An 18,612-nucleotide genomic window follows, 5' to 3' on the forward strand; every position below is an offset into this window, starting at 1 on the left:
ATGTTATTAGCTTGAAAATAGTATGGATGACAACACCTTTTTTATACGTTGAAAGGAGATCGCTATGGCGAATTTTACTGTACAAGATGTAGAGTTAATGGTTACGGAACAACGAAATTATTTTTTTTCGAGTGCTACAAGAAAGTTTGAATTTCGTAAAGAGCAATTAAAAAAACTAAAAAGTACAATTGTAAAATACGAAAAGGAAATTCTTCAAGCTTTATATGATGATTTACATAAAAACGAGTTTGAAGCTTACTCAACGGAAATAGGCTTGGTATTAGAGAGCATTAGTTTTATGCAAAAGTATTTAGAGGAATGGATGCATCCTGTTTCAGTTCCAACACCAATCCATTTTCTCCCTGCAAAAAGCTTTATCGTGCGTGAACCATATGGAGTAACCTTAATTATAGGACCATTCAATTATCCGTTTCAGTTAGTAATGGAACCATTAATAGGAGCAATAATTGGTGGTAACACAGCAATTGTAAAGCCATCTGAATCAGCACCGCATACAGCGGCAATAGTGAAGAAAATAATTCAAGAAACATTTGAAGAAAAGTATATATGTATTGTAGAAGGTGAAGTTGAAGAAACAAATGCTCTAATCCATGCATCTTTTGACTATATTTTCTTCACAGGAAGTGTTGCTGTCGGCAAAATTATTGCTAAGGCATGCGCTGAACGGTTAATCCCTTATACTTTAGAACTGGGCGGTAAAAGTCCTGTAATTGTAGATCAAACGGCCAATATAGATGTGGCGGTCAAACGGATTGTATGGGGAAAATTTACAAATGCGGGTCAAACTTGTGTGGCACCTGATTATGTACTTGTCCATGAGTCTGTGAAAGTGCCTTTTATCCGCCATTTGAAAAAAACTTTACAAAAATTTTATGGTAAAAATGCGAAAGAAAGTCCTGATTTTGGCCGGATTATTAATACGAAACATTTTAACCGCTTATCAGAATTATTGAAACAAGAACAAGATAATATTTTATTTGGAGGTCAATTAGATCGTGATGACCTCTATATTGAACCCACTGTATTACAAGACATTACATGGAATAGCCCGATAATGGAAGATGAAATTTTTGGTCCAATAATGCCAATACTAGTTTATGATGATTTGCGGCAGGCTATTCATCAAATTCGACAAAAACCTAAACCTCTTGCTGCATATTTCTTTTCAGAAACAGAAAAGGCAATCCAATTTTTCTTAGATGAATTACCTTTTGGCGGAGGATGTATTAATGACACGGTTACGCATGTTGGAAATGCATATTTACCATTTGGTGGAGTAGGAACATCAGGAGTTCATAATTATCATGGCAAAGCAAGTTTTGAATGCTTTACACATCCGAAATCTATTTTGAAAAAGTCAACAAAGTTAGCGAATAATTTGTTATTCCCACCATATAAGCAAAAGGCAAAATTGGTAAAAACAATTTTGCGATAGATGTCTGTTTTAGAGATTATGCCTAGGAACTTTCTTGCTTAGCAGATCAATTTCTTTAACGATAAATAAAAAGGATTGTCTAACATTAAGACAATCCTTTTTCTGCTGTACTTTTAATTTGTTCTAGACTGTGTTTACCTTCCTTAAATGGAAATTGAATTGTTATTTCAGTTCCGACCCCCACAGTGCTTTCAATCTTGATACATCCATTATGCTCACGAATGATTTTCTCAGTAATAATCATGCCCAAACCCGTTCCGTTAGCTTTGGTCGTGTAAAATGGCTCGAAGATATGTTTGATTACTTCCTCTTCCATCCCAGCCCCTGAGTCTACTATGCTTATTGAACAATATCCCTCTGGAGTAGTATCAGTTGAAATCGTAATGCATCCATCTTTTTCAATTGCTTCTACTGCGTTTTTGATTAAGTTAATGAGAACTTGCTTAATTTGATTTGGATCTCCAGAAATGATAAGGTCTTTAGCATGCAAATTTTCAGTTAAGAGTATATTTCTGATTTGTAATTCAGGTTTATATAAAGTAGATATTTCGGATACTACTTGGTCTACCTTAAAGTTTACTTTATTTATAGAATTCGGCTTAGATAGCTCTAAAAACTCACTAATAATTAGATTAACACGGTTTATTTCAGAATCGATTAAATTGACATAGTAGCTATAGGGCGAATTTTCAATATTGCTCATCATTTGTACAAAACCTGAAATAACGGTTAATGGATTACGAATTTCATGAGCAACACCCGCTGCAATTTCTCCAGCCATTTTGAGCCTTTCTGATTGGATACGCATTTGTTCTGCTTCTTTTTTATATGAATTATCACGTGTAATAACAGAAGTTGCAATAATTTTTCCGTTATTATCATGTATTGGTGCTAAAGAAATTTCTGCATCAAATATAGTACCATCTTTTTTCATATCTTTTGTTTCTAACAAGTGAAAGCTTTCTCCATTTAGCATTCGTCTAAATCGGTCATTTGCGCTTTCAATATCTTCTGGTGGAACAAGAGGAATAGATTGTCCAATACATTCACTCTTCTTCCAGCCATAAAGATTCTCGAAGGCTGGATTTACCGCTATAACGCGATTGTCTAAATCAAAAACAGCAATACTTTCTTTGGCATTTTCAAAGAATAATTTTAGGTAACCTTCTTTGGATAACATTTCTTGCTCTTTGTGATTTGCTTTTTGCTCTACCTTTTTCCATTTTCGATTTAAGTACGAACTTTGGATTATGCCAATGACGGCGATCAAGCTCATGACAAGAAAGAAAATCGTAATATCATTCTGATTATAGTAATGCGAAAAGTGATAATAATGGTATTTAAGTAATAAAGTAAATTCCAATATTGTGACAACCATCATAACAATGTTTAGCAAAAACGATTGATATAACGCAAGTACAAAAAGTAGTAAAATAAGAAAGATTAAATGATGCGTGTAGTCTGATTGTAAGTTAATCATCAAACCAATGCCATTTAGCCCAATGGATAGGAGAATACATATTAATCTTTCATCTGTTTTTAGCCAAGATAAGACAGTGATAAAAAGGCAATAGATAATCATGATTGTTGTGAGCAATATTTCACTTTTGGTCAGACCTAATAAACTAAACAATGTAAGAATTATAACGGTAGCCGTAAGTATAAATAAAACGAAATGATTTCTTTTGCGCAAAAATGCAGAGTGCTTCATCAAAACACCTCGAATATGGTTATTAATACCATCATACAACATTTAGCGTTGTCGTAAAATGTCATATTTTGATATTATAAAAGGATAAGCGGGAGGGATTACAATGAAGAGCGATTTTAATGAAAAGGAAACTGTCGAATTGTTAGGAGAATTAGTGAATATTGCTAGTCCGTCAGGTTATACGACAGAGATTATGAAATTTATCTCAAGATTATTAAAAGAATTAGGTGTACAATTTAAAAAAACCAATAAAGGCGCAATCATCGCAACAATCCCTGGAAAAAATACTGTGCGCCATCGTTTACTAACAGCACATGTAGATACACTAGGTGCCATTGTAAAAGATATTAAACCAAGTGGTCGATTAAAATTATCTATGGTTGGAGGTTTTAATTGGAATGCTGTAGAAGGTGAATATTGTACAATCAATACGGCGTCAGGTAAAAAGATTCGGGGCACCATTTTAATGCATGAAACTTCTGTCCATGTATATAAAGGAGCAGGAGATTTACCACGAAATGATGAACATATTGAAGTACGTGTGGATGAAAAAGTTTTAAATGATGTAGATACTCGTTCTAAAGGCATTGAAGTAGGAGATTTTGTTTCGTTTGATCCGCGTTTTGAAGTAACAGAAACGGGATTTGTAAAATCACGTCACCTTGATGACAAAGCAAGTACCGCTTTATTGCTTCAACTACTTAAAAGAATTACTACGGAAAAAATCGAATTGCCATATACTACTTATTTCTATTTTTCAAATAATGAAGAAATAGGATATGGTGGTAATGCAAGTATCCCTAATGAAGTTGTAGAATATATTGCTGTTGATATGGGAGCAATAGGTGACGGACAATCTACTAATGAATACACTGTTTCAATTTGTGCAAAAGATTCCAGCGGCCCATATCATTATGAATTGACTCATCAATTAGTAGCACTCGCAAATGCTAATGAAATAGATTATAAATTAGATATCTACCCATATTATGGCTCAGATGCATCATCTGCTATACGGGCTGGGTTCGATGTTCGACATGCGTTATTTGGTGCAGGCATTGAATCATCACATGCTTATGAACGAACTCATGTCGATTCACTACGCAATACAGCTGCATTACTGCTTGCGTATGTTACATCATCTATGATTGATGAATAATAGGAGGAACTAATTATGCAAGCAACACAATTATTACAATGTTTACCAACTAAACGAATTATAGGTACATTACCTGAGAATATAAAAGACATGGCAATTGATTCAAGAAGTGTTCAACCAAAAAGTATCTTTATCTGTATTAAAGGATACACAGTAGATGGTCATGATTTCGCACAAAAGGCAGTCGATAATGGAGCCATCATTGTTGTAACAGAACGCGAGTTAGACTTGAAAGGTGAAGTTGCTCAAATAATCGTTAAAAATACAAATCGAACTCTTGGGTTACTTGCTTCAAAATTCTTTGATTACCCTTCAAAAGATCTTACAATGTTTGGGGTTACAGGCACAAATGGTAAAACAAGTGTAGCCACAATGATTGAAACCATTTTACTTGGTTTAGGTGTTCCCTCTGCTTTAAAAGGGACAATTGGCTTTAATCTAAATGGCATTATGTATGAATCAGGAAACACAACAAGTGATGCGTTATCTACGCAACAAATGATTTTCCGGGCAAGAGCTGAAGGGTGTAGTTCCATGGTTATGGAGGTTTCATCTCATGGTCTTGTATTAGGAAGAGTTGCTGGGGTGGACTTTGATGTAGCCATCTTTACGAACCTTACACATGATCATTTAGATTTTCATGGCACAATGGAAAACTACGGAAATGCAAAAGGCTTGTTATTCTCTCAACTAGGTCAAGACCTTGAAAAAGACAAACATGCTGTCTTAAATGCTGACGATGAATGGACAGAAAGATATGCAGGTTTAACCCCGTATCCTATATGGACATATGGTTTGAAAAATGAAGAAGCTATTTTTAGAGGGATTAACTGCGAATATCATGATCATATGACTTACTTTGATATGGTGACGCCAGAAGGTACTTTCCCTGTCCAATTACATTTACTAGGCGAATTTAATGTGTATAATGCTTTAGCTGCCACTGCGGCACTATATTGTAAGGGCTTTGCAATCAAAGATATTATTGAACAATTAGAAGTAATGGAACCTGTAAAAGGTCGTATGCAACAAGTTTCACCAAAAGGCTTCCCAATTAGTATTTTTGTCGATTATGCTCATACGCCAGATGCAATTGAAAAGGCGATTACAGCAGCAATGCCTTATAAGAAAAATAAATTGATTTTCTTAATAGGAACTGGTGGTAATCGTGACAAATCAAAACGTCCAGATATGGCAAGAGAAGCATCAAAAGCAGATTATGTAATTTTAACAACAGATGATCCACGCTATGAAGAGTACGACAGCATCATGAATGATCTCGAAAAAGGTATGTTACATGATCAGTATAAATGTATCGGTGATCGAGCAGAAGCTGTGCGCTATGCTGTAGAAGTGGCTGAGCCAGGGGATATGATTATCTTCGCTGGGAAAGGCCATGAAGATTATCAAATTATTGAAAATACAAAATATCCACATAGTGATGCTGATATAGCACTAGAAGCAGCTAAAATAAAGTTCAAAATTACTAACAAATAACACATTACAAATGCTACAAATGTTACGAATAATTAACATTTGTAGCATTTTTTTGTGTTTTTTAGGAGAATGGGTAAATAGATGATAGAAAGATGTTATTATACATGTAAAGAAGGAAAATGAAGGGAGAATATAGGTCTATTGACATATAATAAAAAATTCAATAAAAAACGTGAATCAAATAAACTCTTAGTCGCAGGAATGTCAGCTATCATTACTACAACAGCACTTTCTACTGTTGCAGAAGCAGCAGTAAATAGTCAAAACGATAGCAACCAAGTAAGTATACAATCTTATTCAGTAAATTCGTTTATAAATGGCATTGCTCCAATTGCAAGATCTCTTGCAAATAATAATGGTTTATATGCTTCGGTCATGATTGCGCAAGCAACATTAGAAAGTGCTTATGGGACAAGTGCGCTTGCTTCCTATCCAAATTATAATTTATTTGGAATGAAAGGTTCATACTATGGAAATTCTGTATTATTCCCAACATTAGAAGACAACGGTAAAGGACAATATTCTCAAATAAATGCTAAATTTCGAAAGTATCCTTCCTACCAAGAATCGCTACAGGATTATGTGAGCTTAATTAAAAATGGGCTTTCATGGAATCCATTTTTCTATGCAAATGTTTGGGTAGCAAATACAAATACATATCGAGATGCAACTGCCGCATTAACAGGTACCTATGCGACTGATACGCGTTATGCAGCTAAACTTAATAATCTAATAGAAACATATAACTTAACACAATATGACACACTAAACGGGTATCAGGATACATCTACGGGGAATACTTCACAAACAAGTACCCCTACAGCAAATAATTCAAATACGACTTATACAATTGTAAGTGGAGACACACTATCAAAAATCGCACAGAAATACAAAGTATCAGTCGCTAATTTAAAGGAATGGAATAATTTAAAATCCGATACCATCTATGTTGGTCAAAAATTAACTCTTGGCAAAACCACCACAACACCATCTAAAACAACGAGTACAACAAATACGCCAACTACAACAAGCAGCATATATAAAGTAGCAAGCGGGGATACACTATCAAAAATCGCACAGAAATATAAAGTATCGGTTGCCAATTTAAAAGCGTGGAATAATCTAAAAACAGATACCATCTATGTTGGTCAAAAATTAAATATAAGCAAAATCACTACAACACCGACTAAAACAACAAGCACAACAACAACGCCAACTACAACAACTAGCAAGACGTATAAAGTAGTGAGCGGTGATACACTATCTAAAATTGCACAGAAATATAAAGTATCAGTTGCTAATTTAAAAGCGTGGAATAATTTAAAATCCGATAATATTTATATAGGCCAAAAATTAAATATAAGCAAAACTACCGTAACACCAGCTAAAACAACAAGTACAACGAAAACGACACAGAAAGCATCGACTACAACAACTAGCAAAACGTATAAAGTAGTAAGCGGAGATACGCTATCGAAAATCGCACAGAAATATAAAATATCAATTGCGAATCTAAAGGCGTGGAATAATCTAAAATCCGATAATATTTATATAGGCCAAAAATTAAATATAAGCAAAACTACCGTAACACCAGCTAAAACAACAAGTACAACGAAAACGACACAGAAAGCATCGACTACAACAACCAGCAAAACGTATAAAGTAGTAAGCGGAGATACGCTATCGAAAATCGCACAGAAATATAAAATATCAATTGCGAATCTAAAGGCGTGGAATAATCTAAAATCCGATAATATTTATATAGGCCAAAAATTAAATATAAGCAAAACTACCGTAACACCAGCTAAAACAACAAGTACAACGAAAACGACACAGAAAGCATCGACTACAACAACCAGCAAAACGTATAAAGTAGTAAGCGGAGATACGCTATCAAAAATCGCAAAGAAGTATAAAATATCAGTTGCGAATTTAAAAACGTGGAATAATCTAAAATCCGATCGAATATATGTAGGTCAAAAATTGAATGTAAGCAAAGCGATTATTACTAAGACAAGTAACTCTTCCGTTAAAACAACGGCAACTTCTATATCAAAAAGTCCAAGCGACTTAACCACTTATACAGTAAAAACAGGTGATTCACTATCGGTTATAGGGAAGGTTTATAATGTTTCAATCAATAATTTAAAAGCCTGGAATAATCTAAAAACAGATACAATATACGTTGGGCAAAAAATTAAAATCCAAAAGCCACAAAAGAATACAAATAATGTTACAATTTCTAATACGAAGTCAACATCTTCAAAGAAATATACCGTTCAAAGCGGTGATTCTTTATCAGTTATAGGTAAGATTTACGGAGTCTCCATTAACAATCTAAAGGTTTGGAATCATTTGAAATCTGATTTAATTTATGTTGGACAACAACTAATTGTAAAAAAATAAGATGCTTTATATAAAGTGGGGTATTAAAAGCTCCACTTTTTTTGTTATAATTGAAAGGTTAGGTTTTGAAGAAGAAAAATATTGGTAAACTAAATAAATAAGTAAGTAAGTAATGATAAACTTAAGGAACGTGATTTCCAGTGTAGAATAAGTTGTCATCAATAAGATGTAATTTATATAAAAAAGAAGAATTGATTAGAAGGAGAAAAAAATACATGAGTTCTAAGCTTGAACAAGATATATTAGCTCGTCGTACTTTCGCCATCATTTCCCACCCGGATGCTGGTAAAACGACTATGACTGAAAAGTTACTATACTTTGGTGGTGCCATTCGTGACGCAGGTACTGTTAAAGCAAAAAAATCAGGCAAATTTGCCACTTCTGACTGGATGGAAATCGAAAAACAACGTGGGATTTCTGTTACATCATCTGTTATGCAATTTGACTATAATGATTGCCGTGTGAACATTTTGGATACACCAGGACACCAAGACTTCTCTGAAGATACGTATCGAACACTAATGGCTGTAGATAGTGCTGTCATGATTATCGATGCGGCAAAAGGGATTGAGGCACAAACATTAAAATTATTTAAAGTTTGTAGTATGCGTGGTATTCCAATCTTCACATTCATCAACAAATTAGACCGTCAAGGGAAAGAACCACTTGAATTGATGGAAGAACTTGAAGAGGTATTAGGCATTCAAGCGTATGCAATGAACTGGCCTATTGGTATGGGAAAAGAATTTCTAGGTATTTACGATCGTTACAACCAACGTATTGAACAATTCCGTACAGAGGATGAAGATCGTTTCCTACCATTAGACGAAAATGGGGAATTAGCAGTAGATCATGAGATGAAAAAAACATCTTATTATACTCAAGCAATGGATGATATTATGCTTCTTAATGAAGCTGGAAATGAATTTTCTAAAGAGAAAATCATTAGAGGTGAACTAACACCAGTATTCTTCGGTTCTGCATTAACGAACTTTGGTGTCCAAACATTCTTGGAAACATATCTACAATTTGCGCCAACACCACAACCTCGTTTAACTGAAGAAGAAACAATAGTAGAACCATTAGACCAAGAATTCTCTGGTTTCATATTCAAAATCCAAGCAAATATGAACCCAGCACACCGTGACCGTATCGCTTTTGTGCGAATTGTATCAGGTAAATTTGAACGAGGTATGAACGTTACGTTGACTCGTACACATAAATCATTTAAGGTCACTCAATCAACACAATTCTTAGCCGATGACCGTGAAACAGTAGATGAGGCTGTCGCCGGAGATATCATTGGTTTATATGATACAGGTAACTACCAAATTGGGGATACCATCGTTGGTGGAAAGAAAACATTCAAATTTGAAAAGCTACCACAATTCACACCAGAATTGTTTGTTCGAGTTACTGCCAAAAACGTAATGAAATCTAAACACTTCCATAAAGGTATTGAACAACTTGTACAAGAAGGAGCGATTCAATACTACAAAACATTGCACACAGAAGATATTATCCTTGGTGCAGTGGGTCAATTACAATTTGAAGTATTCGAAAACCGTATGAAAAACGAATACAATGTAGACGTTCGTATGGAACCAATTGGCAACAAAATGGCACGTTGGATTGAAAATGAAGAAGATGTGAAAGAATCCATGTCAGGCCCACGCAGTACATTAGTACATGACCGTTATGATAATCTTGTATTCTTATTCGAAAACGAATTCGCAATGCGTTGGTTTACCGACAAAAACCCAGATATCAAACTGTACAGTCTGCTTTAATAACAAGCGCAAGACATTCGTATAATTTAATACGTATTATATAAATGTACCAGCACACTAAAAATTAGTGTGCTGGTACATTTTTTATGAGTAAGTATAAAATGATGTATAAATAAGTCTCATACAAATGCATTATTTGATATAAGCTAATGAATTGTCTCAAATTCAAAATTTATATTTTGATGAAAAGTAGAATAGAAGAATATTGTTTAAGAATATTATCTATAAAATTGTGTTCGGCAATTTTTGATGTAGATTAGTACTCCAAAAATTCTTGAAGTGGATTAGCAAAGACTCCCGCATCCACTTCAAACAAAATAAAATTGAATTAAAATATTTTCACAGTTTCTTAAGCGTCCTAGAAGATACACCATCTGAATTATTGAATTAACTTTTTAATCAGAAAAGTACCTATAAAATAGACTCAATTATTAAAGTTTTGTAAATATAATTAAGATTCATAATTATAACCTTGAAATATTGTTAATATAATTCTAATGGAATTAAAACTGGCCATTCTTATTTCAAATAGAAAGAGGGAATCCCAATGACAGTAGCGTTATTTACAGGCTTTCCAGGATTTATAGCTAGTAGAATTATTCGCGAGGCATTTGAAAAATATAATTATGATCGTATATATACTATTGTTCTAGCTACTCAATTTGAAAAGGCAGAAAAAGAGAAGAAAGCGATTCTTACACAATTTCCAGATAAAGAAATTGTGTTGATTGAAGGAGATATTACAAAATCTCAGCTTGATTTGAGCGATGAAACAATGATTTACCTTCAAGATCAAGTGGAAGTTGTCTGGCATTTAGCTGCCATTTATGACCTAGCAGTACCAAGACCTATTGCATGGACAGTGAATGTGGTTGGGACAGATATGGTAAATCGCTTTGTAGAAGAGTTACCGAATTTAAAACGATACATGTATTTTAGTACCGCCTATGTAGCAGGTACTCGAGAAGGAAACTTACTAGAAACAGAGCTAATACGGCCTGAGGGATTCAAAAACTTTTATGAAGAAACTAAATTCGAAGCTGAAAATTTAGTTCATATGCTAAAAAGTCGTGTACCTCTTACGATTATTCGTCCTGGAGTTGTTCGAGGTGATTCGAAAACAGGTGAGACTATTAAATTCGATGGTCCATATTTTTTCTTGAATATGATTGATCGATTGAAAAGGCTCCCTGTGTTACCGTATATCGGTAACACATCTTCTAGAATCAATGTTGTTCCAGTAGATTATATTGTTGAAGCGTCACTTTATTTAAGTGAGAAAGCCGAAGCTGTTGGGACTACAATTCACTTAACGGATCCAAATCCGCATCCAGTACAAGAAGTGTACCGTGCTTTTGTAAAAGAAATGACAGGGAAATCTCCAAAATGGCATATTCCATTAAATGTAGCAAAAGCATCATTAGGAATACAATCTATTCGCAAAAAGCTTGGCGTAGAATATGAATCACTTGATTATTTGACTTGGAATGCATCATTTGATACGTCAAATGCAACATCATTATTAAAAGACTCTGGGATTGAATGTCCTGATTTTATCAAAACAATTCCGACCATGATTGAGTATTACACAGCGCATAAAGACAATCAGAATTATCAAATTGAAATTAAATAATTATTGTTTACTTTAAGATAAATATTCGTTATACTAAGCTTACAAACGAATAAATACTTTTGACATTATTGTCAAAGGGGAGTAGCTATAGGGAAACCTAACTCATAGTCGTCATTACATGGCTTAACTGTCATCGGGTATGAGAGCAAAATTACTTTTAACAATTGCTAAGCGAGACCTTTGCCTTTTATAGGCAGAGGTCTTTTATTTTTGCAAAAAAGGAGGAAATTGGATGGAATCGATTATTTTGGAATATGGCTGGGTATTATTGGTGCTAATTATTTTGGAAGGATTATTAGCAGCGGATAATGCTGTAGTTATGGCAGTTATGGTAAAACATTTACCACCAATTCAACAGAAAAAGGCATTGTTTTATGGTTTAGTCGGTGCGTTTGTATTAAGATTTGCAGCACTGTTTTTAATTACTTTTTTAGTCAACTGGTGGTGGGTACAGGCGATTGGTGCGCTGTATTTACTATTCATATGCTGTAAACATATTTACGATATGAAAAAGCATAAAGAAACGAATGGCTCCGAGCAAAAGGAAAAGAAAGCTTCAGGATTTTGGGTTACAGTAGTTAAAGTAGAATTGGCCGATTTAGCTTTTGCAATTGATTCAATGCTAGCGGCAGTTGCACTTGCTGTTACTTTACCTGAATTAGGGAACATCCAAATAGGTGGGATTAATGGCGGTCAATTTATGGTAATGTTCTTAGGTGGAGTGATCGGATTAATCATCATGCGATTTGCAGCACAATGGTTTGTACGTCTTTTACAACAATACCCTTCGCTCGAAACTGCAGCGTTCATCATTGTTGGTTGGGTAGGGGTAAAATTAACTGTTATGACATTAGCTCACCCAAGAGTAGGAATTCTAGATGAACACTTTCCACATAGTACGCTATGGAAAAGTATTTTCTGGAGTGCACTAGTATTAATAGCACTAGGTGGTTATTTCACAAGTGTGCGAAGTAAGAAAAAAGAAAATATAAAAGAACCTAAGGGTATTAAAGAAATAGAAGAATAGAAAAACGAATAGATTTACATCTGCATTCCAGAATCACGCTCCTTAAAAGCGTCAATAGTCGAAAAATGAAAGTCTTTTCGATTATTGGCTTCTTTTTTTACCTTTTTTAAGAACAATTTGGATAATCTCTTTCCCTTATAGGCATTTTTAGTTGTAATTAGGGAATTGCTATTATAAGTGACATTGTAAAGTGAATCGTAGCTACTTTCTTTTTTCTTCATTTTTAACTACAATAGTTTGTAGCTTGTTTCAAGAGTGAAAGGATCGATATTATGGGAACTGCTAAAGATATAAATAAGCGTTCAACGCCATTCCAAGCGATCGTCTTATATTATTTTGGCGCAATAGCTCTTTCGTTTTGTCTATTAATCATACCAGGGGTGCATCGAGATGGTGTACATGTATCCTTATTAGATAGTTTATTTACAGCAGTAAGTGCAGTGAGTGTTACGGGATTAACTGTTGTAAACATTCAAGAGACTTATACTACATTTGGAATGGTGATGCTGTGTTTAATTATGCAGCTTGGAGCTATAGGTATTATGGCATTAGGAACTTTTACGTGGCTCTTATTTGGAAAGAAAATCGGTTTACGTGAGAGACAATTAATCATGGTAGATCATAATCAGTATAATTTGTCTGGTGTTGTACATTTAATAAAAGAGATTATGAAAATACTATTTGCAATTGAATTTGTTGGGGCAACCATATTAACTTTGTATTTTGTTCATTATTTTGACTCTTTCAAAGAGGCTCTTTATAACGGCTTATTTGCTGCAATATCTGCAACCACAAATTCTGGCTTTGATATTACAGGAAACTCACTCATACCATTCCATCACGATTATTTCGTACAATTGATTAATATGGTTATGATGGTACTTGGAACTATTGGTTTTCCAGTATTGATTGAAGTGAAAAGATTCCTCTTAAATAAGGATAAAAATTTTAAGTTTTCTCTATTTACGAAAATAACAACATCAACATACGCAATTCTTTTTGTAGTCGGTACATTGGGAATCTTATTATTGGAATCATTCCATGCATTTAGAGGAATGAGCTGGCATGAAGCATTGTTTACAGCCATGTTTCATTCTGTTTCTTCAAGATCATCGGGATTCATAACAATTGATATCACAAAATTTAATGAAGCGACAGACATCTTATTAAGCCTTCTTATGTTTATTGGGGCTTCACCAAATTCTGTTGGTGGTGGTATTCGAACAACCACTTTTGCAGTTGCTATTTTATTTTTAGTTAACTTTGCAAGAGGTAAAACAGAAATTCAAATTTTCCATCGTGAAATTCATACAGTGGATGTATATCGCTCTTATGTTGTTATTATTTTATCCATTTTCATGGTTGTCCTCGCTACGATGATTTTAAGTTTATCAGAAACAAATACAAGTTTAATGCAAATTGTTTTTGAAATAACATCTGCTTTCGGGACAGTTGGAATGTCTCTAGGGTTAACGGAACATTTATCTGGATTTGGTAAAGTTGTAATGATAGTTCTCATGTTTATTGGGCGAGTAGGAATTATTTCATTCCTTTATTCAATTGGAGGAAAAGGTAAAAAAACGAATTTCCATTATCCGAAGGAACGTGTAATTATTGGATAATAAATTAGTCAAATAAAATTGAATCAAAAAGGAATCTCACGTAAGCATGTAAGCTCACTATGAGATTCCTTTTTATGATTGTTACATAATCAAGATAAATATCTATACTAATTGTGATTCAGCAATTGTAGTGAAATATGGCGTTTGGTTTTGACGGAACAGTGTTAGTAAGTAGCCTTTTTGTTTTTTTATATCACCGTTTTTATATGCTTCATAATCAATAATAAAAGGTGTTAATAATGTATGTTTGTATAAATCTTTTTCGGAAAGATCCATTTTGGCAAATTCTTGACCTGCTATTTCAGGATTTTCACGTAATGCCTTGAATATGACTTTCGATGTAATTTCTTTCGTTCGGTTTTGCCACCAAATTTTACGTGGCTGGAATTGTTGGAATTTAAGATAATCCAACTGCATTAAATTGGTTACGATATCGAGAGGGACATTTCCTCGTTGTTCTAAAAAGTCTAACAATCGGGTAAATAAGTTTTCCAATTGATGTCCAATACGTGACCAACCTTGGTTGTCCCAATATGTTCCAAATTCTTGGAAAAAGTCGAATGGTGTTGGAAATACATTGGTTACCAAAAACTCAATTGTTTGATCCATGCGATGATCATTCCAATATTTTTCTAAAATATCCTCCGTCTGTTTAATATGTAGAATATCATCAAATGAGAGAACATTATTCGCGAATATTTCATATGGTGCCATATCAATATATTGGTATCCGTATTGTTCTGCTTGTATCCTTAGCCCAGTACCTCTTAATAACTTTAAAAAGCCTAGTTGTAGTTCTTCTGGACGCATAGCAAAGACATCATTAAATGTTTTACGGAAACTCATATAATCTTCTTCAGGCAATCCGGCAATTAAATCCAAATGTTGATCAATTTTGCCTCCTTCCTTCACCATATTTACGGTTCGAGAAAGTTTTTCAAAATTTTGCCGACGTTTAACTAAATCATTTGTTAGTTCATTTGTTGATTGGACGCCAATTTCAAAACGGAATAAACCACTAGGTGCGTTTTCGTTTAAAAACTGTATGACTTCAGGTCGCATAATATCCGCAGTAATTTCAAATTGGAATACAACATCTGAAGTATGTTCGTCTATTAGAAATTGGAACATTTCCATAGCATAACTTCTACTAATATTAAATGTACGGTCAACAAATTTTACCGTTCGCACACCGTGACTCATTAGATAACGAATATCTTCTTTAATTTTCTCTCTGTTAAAATAGCGCACGCCTACTTCGATGGAAGATAGACAAAATTGACAATTAAATGGGCAGCCACGACTTGTTTCAATATAAGCAATTCTGTTTGGAATATGTGGAATGTCCTCTTCAAAGCGGAATGGACTAGCCATTTCACGTAAGTCAATTTTAGGTGCTGCGGGATGAATTGTAACTTTCCCATCTTTTAAGTATGCAATACCTGGTACATCGTCTAATGAAATATTCCCATGTAAATAATGAAGTAATTGTTTAAAGGAAAACTCGCCTTCTCCCATAATGATGTAATCAATTTCATCGATTTGTTTTAACCATTCGTGAACATCATAAGAGACTTCAGGTCCACCTAAGATAATTTTCGTATTTGGGCTTACCTTTTTGAACATTCGTATGACACGAATCGTTTCTTCAATATTCCAAATGTAACAACTGAATCCGAGAATTTCCGGCTTTTTTTGATAAAGGTCTGAAACGATATTAAAAGACGGATCTTTTATAGTAAATTCAGCTAGAATAGGGTTGAATTCAGGATTTGCATAGGATTTTAAATACCGGATTGCAAGATTTGTATGAATATATTTAGCGTTTAGTGTAGCAAGAACAATGTTCATGTGAAAAACTCCTTTTAATTTTTTACTGCTCTTTATAAAGTGCGATTTTAGAATTAAAGAGATTGTGGGAATTTCTTGAATATTTTACACGAAACAATTAGAATAATAGTAAGCAGGGGAAAGTAAAATATTGTATTAATATGAGTATAAATACCTATTTAATATGAATGTAATTTATGGAATAATCTGAATATTAGTGTAGATATTAAATCAACTTACTATTATTACATTTTATATAATAAAAAAAGAATTGTCATAGTTTTTGGACAAGATTCATATATTTATAAAAAAAGAAGGGCTTGGTGAGTATCTAATGACTAAAGAAATTTTTCAAGTTTTTGATTTTTCGTTTCAAGAATGTGAAGAACCTATAATCATTGTCGATCATAGATACCATGTTTTGCACGCAAATGAATTAGCTCAAAATCTATTACAAATCGAAGAAGATACTAATTTTAGCGGTTGGTTTAACAAAGAATCCTACAAATCGTGGATGAGAATTTTTGAAAATACTAAAAATCATTCGTATGTATCTGAGAAAATGACGATTGATACTTTACATTACAAAATAGAAGATATGGAAGTCTCTTGTTATTATTCAGATTTATACGATTGGATTTTACTATGTTTCCATTACTCAAAAGCCCATTCTAAAATTGAAAAACACTATGATATTGAGAAGAAATTTAAAAGTGTTTTCGATCAACCTGGGAATGGACTTGTTTTAGCAGATTCTCATGGCAAAATTTTAGAAGTAAACGAAAAAGCAGAAAAATTACTTAATATTTCTAATAAAGGATTAATTGGGCAATATTCTACAGTATTAATGTCATTATTCCCTAAAGATAGATGTAAAATTCAAAACTTCTTTAGAAAGTTAAAAGAGACAAGTACTGCAGATGTAACGATACAAGTCCCAACAATAGACGGAATTCGATATGTACATATCACGTGTAACTATGATTGTCTTTCCGATATCCACTTGATAATATTACGTGATGAAACAGAAAAAACAATGTTATTAAGACAAATTGAGCATCAACAATCTCTACAAATGATTGGTGAAATGGCAGCAAGTATTGCTCACGAGATTAAAAACCCTATGACTTCTCTAAAAGGTTTTACTGATTTGATGAAAATGACTGCAACTGACGAAAATAAGCGCTATTTGTCAGTTATTGACAGTGAAATAAGGAGAATTGAAAGCATTGTAAATGAGTTTTTAAATCTTTCAAAACCTGGTGAATATGAGATGAATATTCTCTCAATTGGTGAACTTGTTGAGGAGACAATTGAGTTGATGCAACCTCAAGCATTAATACAAAATGTCCAAATGGTCTATGAGAAAGAAATTTTCCAAGACGATAATATCTTAGGTAATAAAAATAAATTAAAACAAGTGTTAATCAATTTAATCAAAAATGCAATTGAAGTATTGCCTACAGGTGGCAATATCATCATTCAACAGAATGTAGACTATTATGATCGTGTAACATTAGCAATCAAAGATAATGGGTCTGGTATGTCAGATGGCCAGCTTCAAGAGATTTTCCTTCCATTCTATACAACAAAGAAGGAAGGCACCGGATTAGGGTTGCCATTTGTAAGCAAAACTATTGAAGAGCATGGTGGGAAAATTATCGCATCAAGCAAAGTGGGTGAAGGTACAACTTTTGAGTTGACGATCCCATTAGTCGTGAAAAAAAATCAAAGAAATCAAGTAGCCGAAGAGAATATTCCAATGAATATTCCTCATTTAGAAATTCAACGTAATTTTTTATATCCAGTATAAACTACACGTTTTGACAAATCTTCTGTCCTATCGATATAATAGTTTTAAATCAAGACAATCGATATAGAGGATGAATAGTATGGAAATAGATGAAGTGAAACAATCGCTAAAATTGTTTATTGTTCTTTCTAGAGCAAATAAAGCGATTCATGAATGTACAAATCAATTTTTCCAAGAAAATGGATTAAATCCAACTGAATTTGCAGTATTGGAATTACTTTATCATAAAGGACGTCAACCCCTTCAAAAAATTGGAAGTAAAATATTATTAGCAAGTGGATCGATAACATATGTAATCGATAAGCTTGAAAAGCGTAACTTTCTTTCTAGAATTTCTTGCCCTTCAGATAGACGTATCACATATGCAGAAATAACAGATGAAGGTATTGCTTTTATGGACGAGCTTTTTCCAAAACATGAACAGCAACTTCACGAGTTAACAAGTGCTTTGTCTTCTGAAGAGAAAGAGCAAGCTATAGAACTATTGAAAAAATTAGGTCTCTCAATTAAAGACTTATCTTATTAAATTAACCAATTAAAACGAGTGATGGTATTTCATCACTCGTTTTAATTTAAAGGCAGAAAAGTATTTCATCAATATTATGTATTAATGTTTAAAAGATGTATTAAATGGTAATAATGGTATATAAATGCTAATATGGCGATAT

At 33.5% G+C, this 18,612-nt stretch carries 12 protein-coding genes; 10 read left to right on the top strand and 2 right to left on the bottom strand.

The features are described from left to right. Positions 1 to 64: 64 nt before the first annotated feature. Positions 65 to 1,456: an aldehyde dehydrogenase gene (locus ACWV26_RS03590; RefSeq protein ID WP_455897008.1), complete on the top strand. Its 1,392-nt coding sequence runs from the start codon at positions 65 to 67 to the stop codon at positions 1,454 to 1,456. Between the two features lie 85 nt (positions 1,457 to 1,541). Here the strand turns inward: ACWV26_RS03590 and ACWV26_RS03595 are convergent, their stop codons facing one another. After that, a complete protein-coding gene (locus ACWV26_RS03595) occupies positions 1,542 to 3,167 on the bottom strand; it encodes a two-component system sensor histidine kinase NtrB (RefSeq protein WP_455897009.1) in 1,626 nt (541 codons plus the stop codon). Positions 3,168 to 3,270: 103 nt separating this feature from the next. Here ACWV26_RS03595 and ACWV26_RS03600 point away from each other — a divergent pair, with 103 nt between their 5' ends. The 7 genes from ACWV26_RS03600 to ACWV26_RS03630 all read left to right on the top strand — a co-directional run bounded on the left by ACWV26_RS03600 (position 3,271) and on the right by ACWV26_RS03630 (position 14,301). After that, on the top strand, positions 3,271 to 4,326 hold the full coding sequence (locus tag ACWV26_RS03600; RefSeq protein WP_455897010.1) for a M42 family metallopeptidase: 1,056 nt from the start codon (positions 3,271 to 3,273) through the stop codon (positions 4,324 to 4,326). Between the two features lie 15 nt (positions 4,327 to 4,341). Further along, entirely contained in the window at positions 4,342 to 5,823 is a 1,482-nt protein-coding gene (locus ACWV26_RS03605) for a UDP-N-acetylmuramoyl-L-alanyl-D-glutamate--2,6-diaminopimelate ligase (RefSeq protein WP_455897011.1), read from the top strand. Positions 5,824 to 5,964: 141 nt separating this feature from the next. Further along, a complete protein-coding gene (locus tag ACWV26_RS03610; RefSeq protein ID WP_455897012.1) occupies positions 5,965 to 8,229 on the top strand; it encodes a LysM peptidoglycan-binding domain-containing protein in 2,265 nt (754 codons plus the stop codon). A gap of 215 nt (positions 8,230 to 8,444) precedes the next feature. Beyond that, positions 8,445 to 10,019 (top strand): peptide chain release factor 3, encoded by a 1,575-nt coding sequence (locus tag ACWV26_RS03615; protein ID WP_455897013.1) that lies wholly within the window; start codon positions 8,445 to 8,447, stop codon positions 10,017 to 10,019. 547 nt (positions 10,020 to 10,566) lie between these two features. Further along, positions 10,567 to 11,652, top strand: a complete 1,086-nt coding sequence (locus ACWV26_RS03620; protein ID WP_455897014.1) for an SDR family oxidoreductase — start codon at positions 10,567 to 10,569, stop codon at positions 11,650 to 11,652. Between the two features lie 232 nt (positions 11,653 to 11,884). Beyond that, positions 11,885 to 12,679 (top strand): TerC family protein, encoded by a 795-nt coding sequence (locus tag ACWV26_RS03625; protein ID WP_455897015.1) that lies wholly within the window; start codon positions 11,885 to 11,887, stop codon positions 12,677 to 12,679. A gap of 272 nt (positions 12,680 to 12,951) precedes the next feature. After that, complete coding sequence (locus tag ACWV26_RS03630) at positions 12,952 to 14,301, top strand: TrkH family potassium uptake protein (protein ID WP_455897016.1); 1,350 nt, start codon at positions 12,952 to 12,954, stop codon at positions 14,299 to 14,301. 102 nt (positions 14,302 to 14,403) lie between these two features. On the opposite strand, the gene ACWV26_RS03635 is transcribed toward ACWV26_RS03630, so the two are convergent. Next, on the bottom strand, positions 14,404 to 16,152 hold the full coding sequence (locus tag ACWV26_RS03635) for a B12-binding domain-containing radical SAM protein (RefSeq protein WP_455897017.1): 1,749 nt from the start codon (positions 16,150 to 16,152) through the stop codon (positions 14,404 to 14,406). 313 nt (positions 16,153 to 16,465) lie between these two features. Between ACWV26_RS03635 and ACWV26_RS03640 the strand changes: the two genes are divergently transcribed. Both ACWV26_RS03640 and ACWV26_RS03645 read left to right on the top strand, forming a co-directional pair. Continuing rightward, on the top strand, positions 16,466 to 17,944 hold the full coding sequence (locus ACWV26_RS03640) for an ATP-binding protein (RefSeq protein ID WP_455897018.1): 1,479 nt from the start codon (positions 16,466 to 16,468) through the stop codon (positions 17,942 to 17,944). 79 nt (positions 17,945 to 18,023) lie between these two features. Continuing rightward, positions 18,024 to 18,470 carry a MarR family winged helix-turn-helix transcriptional regulator gene (locus ACWV26_RS03645; RefSeq protein WP_455897019.1) on the top strand — a complete coding sequence of 149 codons (447 nt, stop codon included), beginning with the start codon at positions 18,024 to 18,026 and terminating at the stop codon, positions 18,468 to 18,470. Positions 18,471 to 18,612 lie beyond the last annotated feature (142 nt).

Source organism: Rummeliibacillus sp. JY-2-4R, from assembly GCF_053847205.1.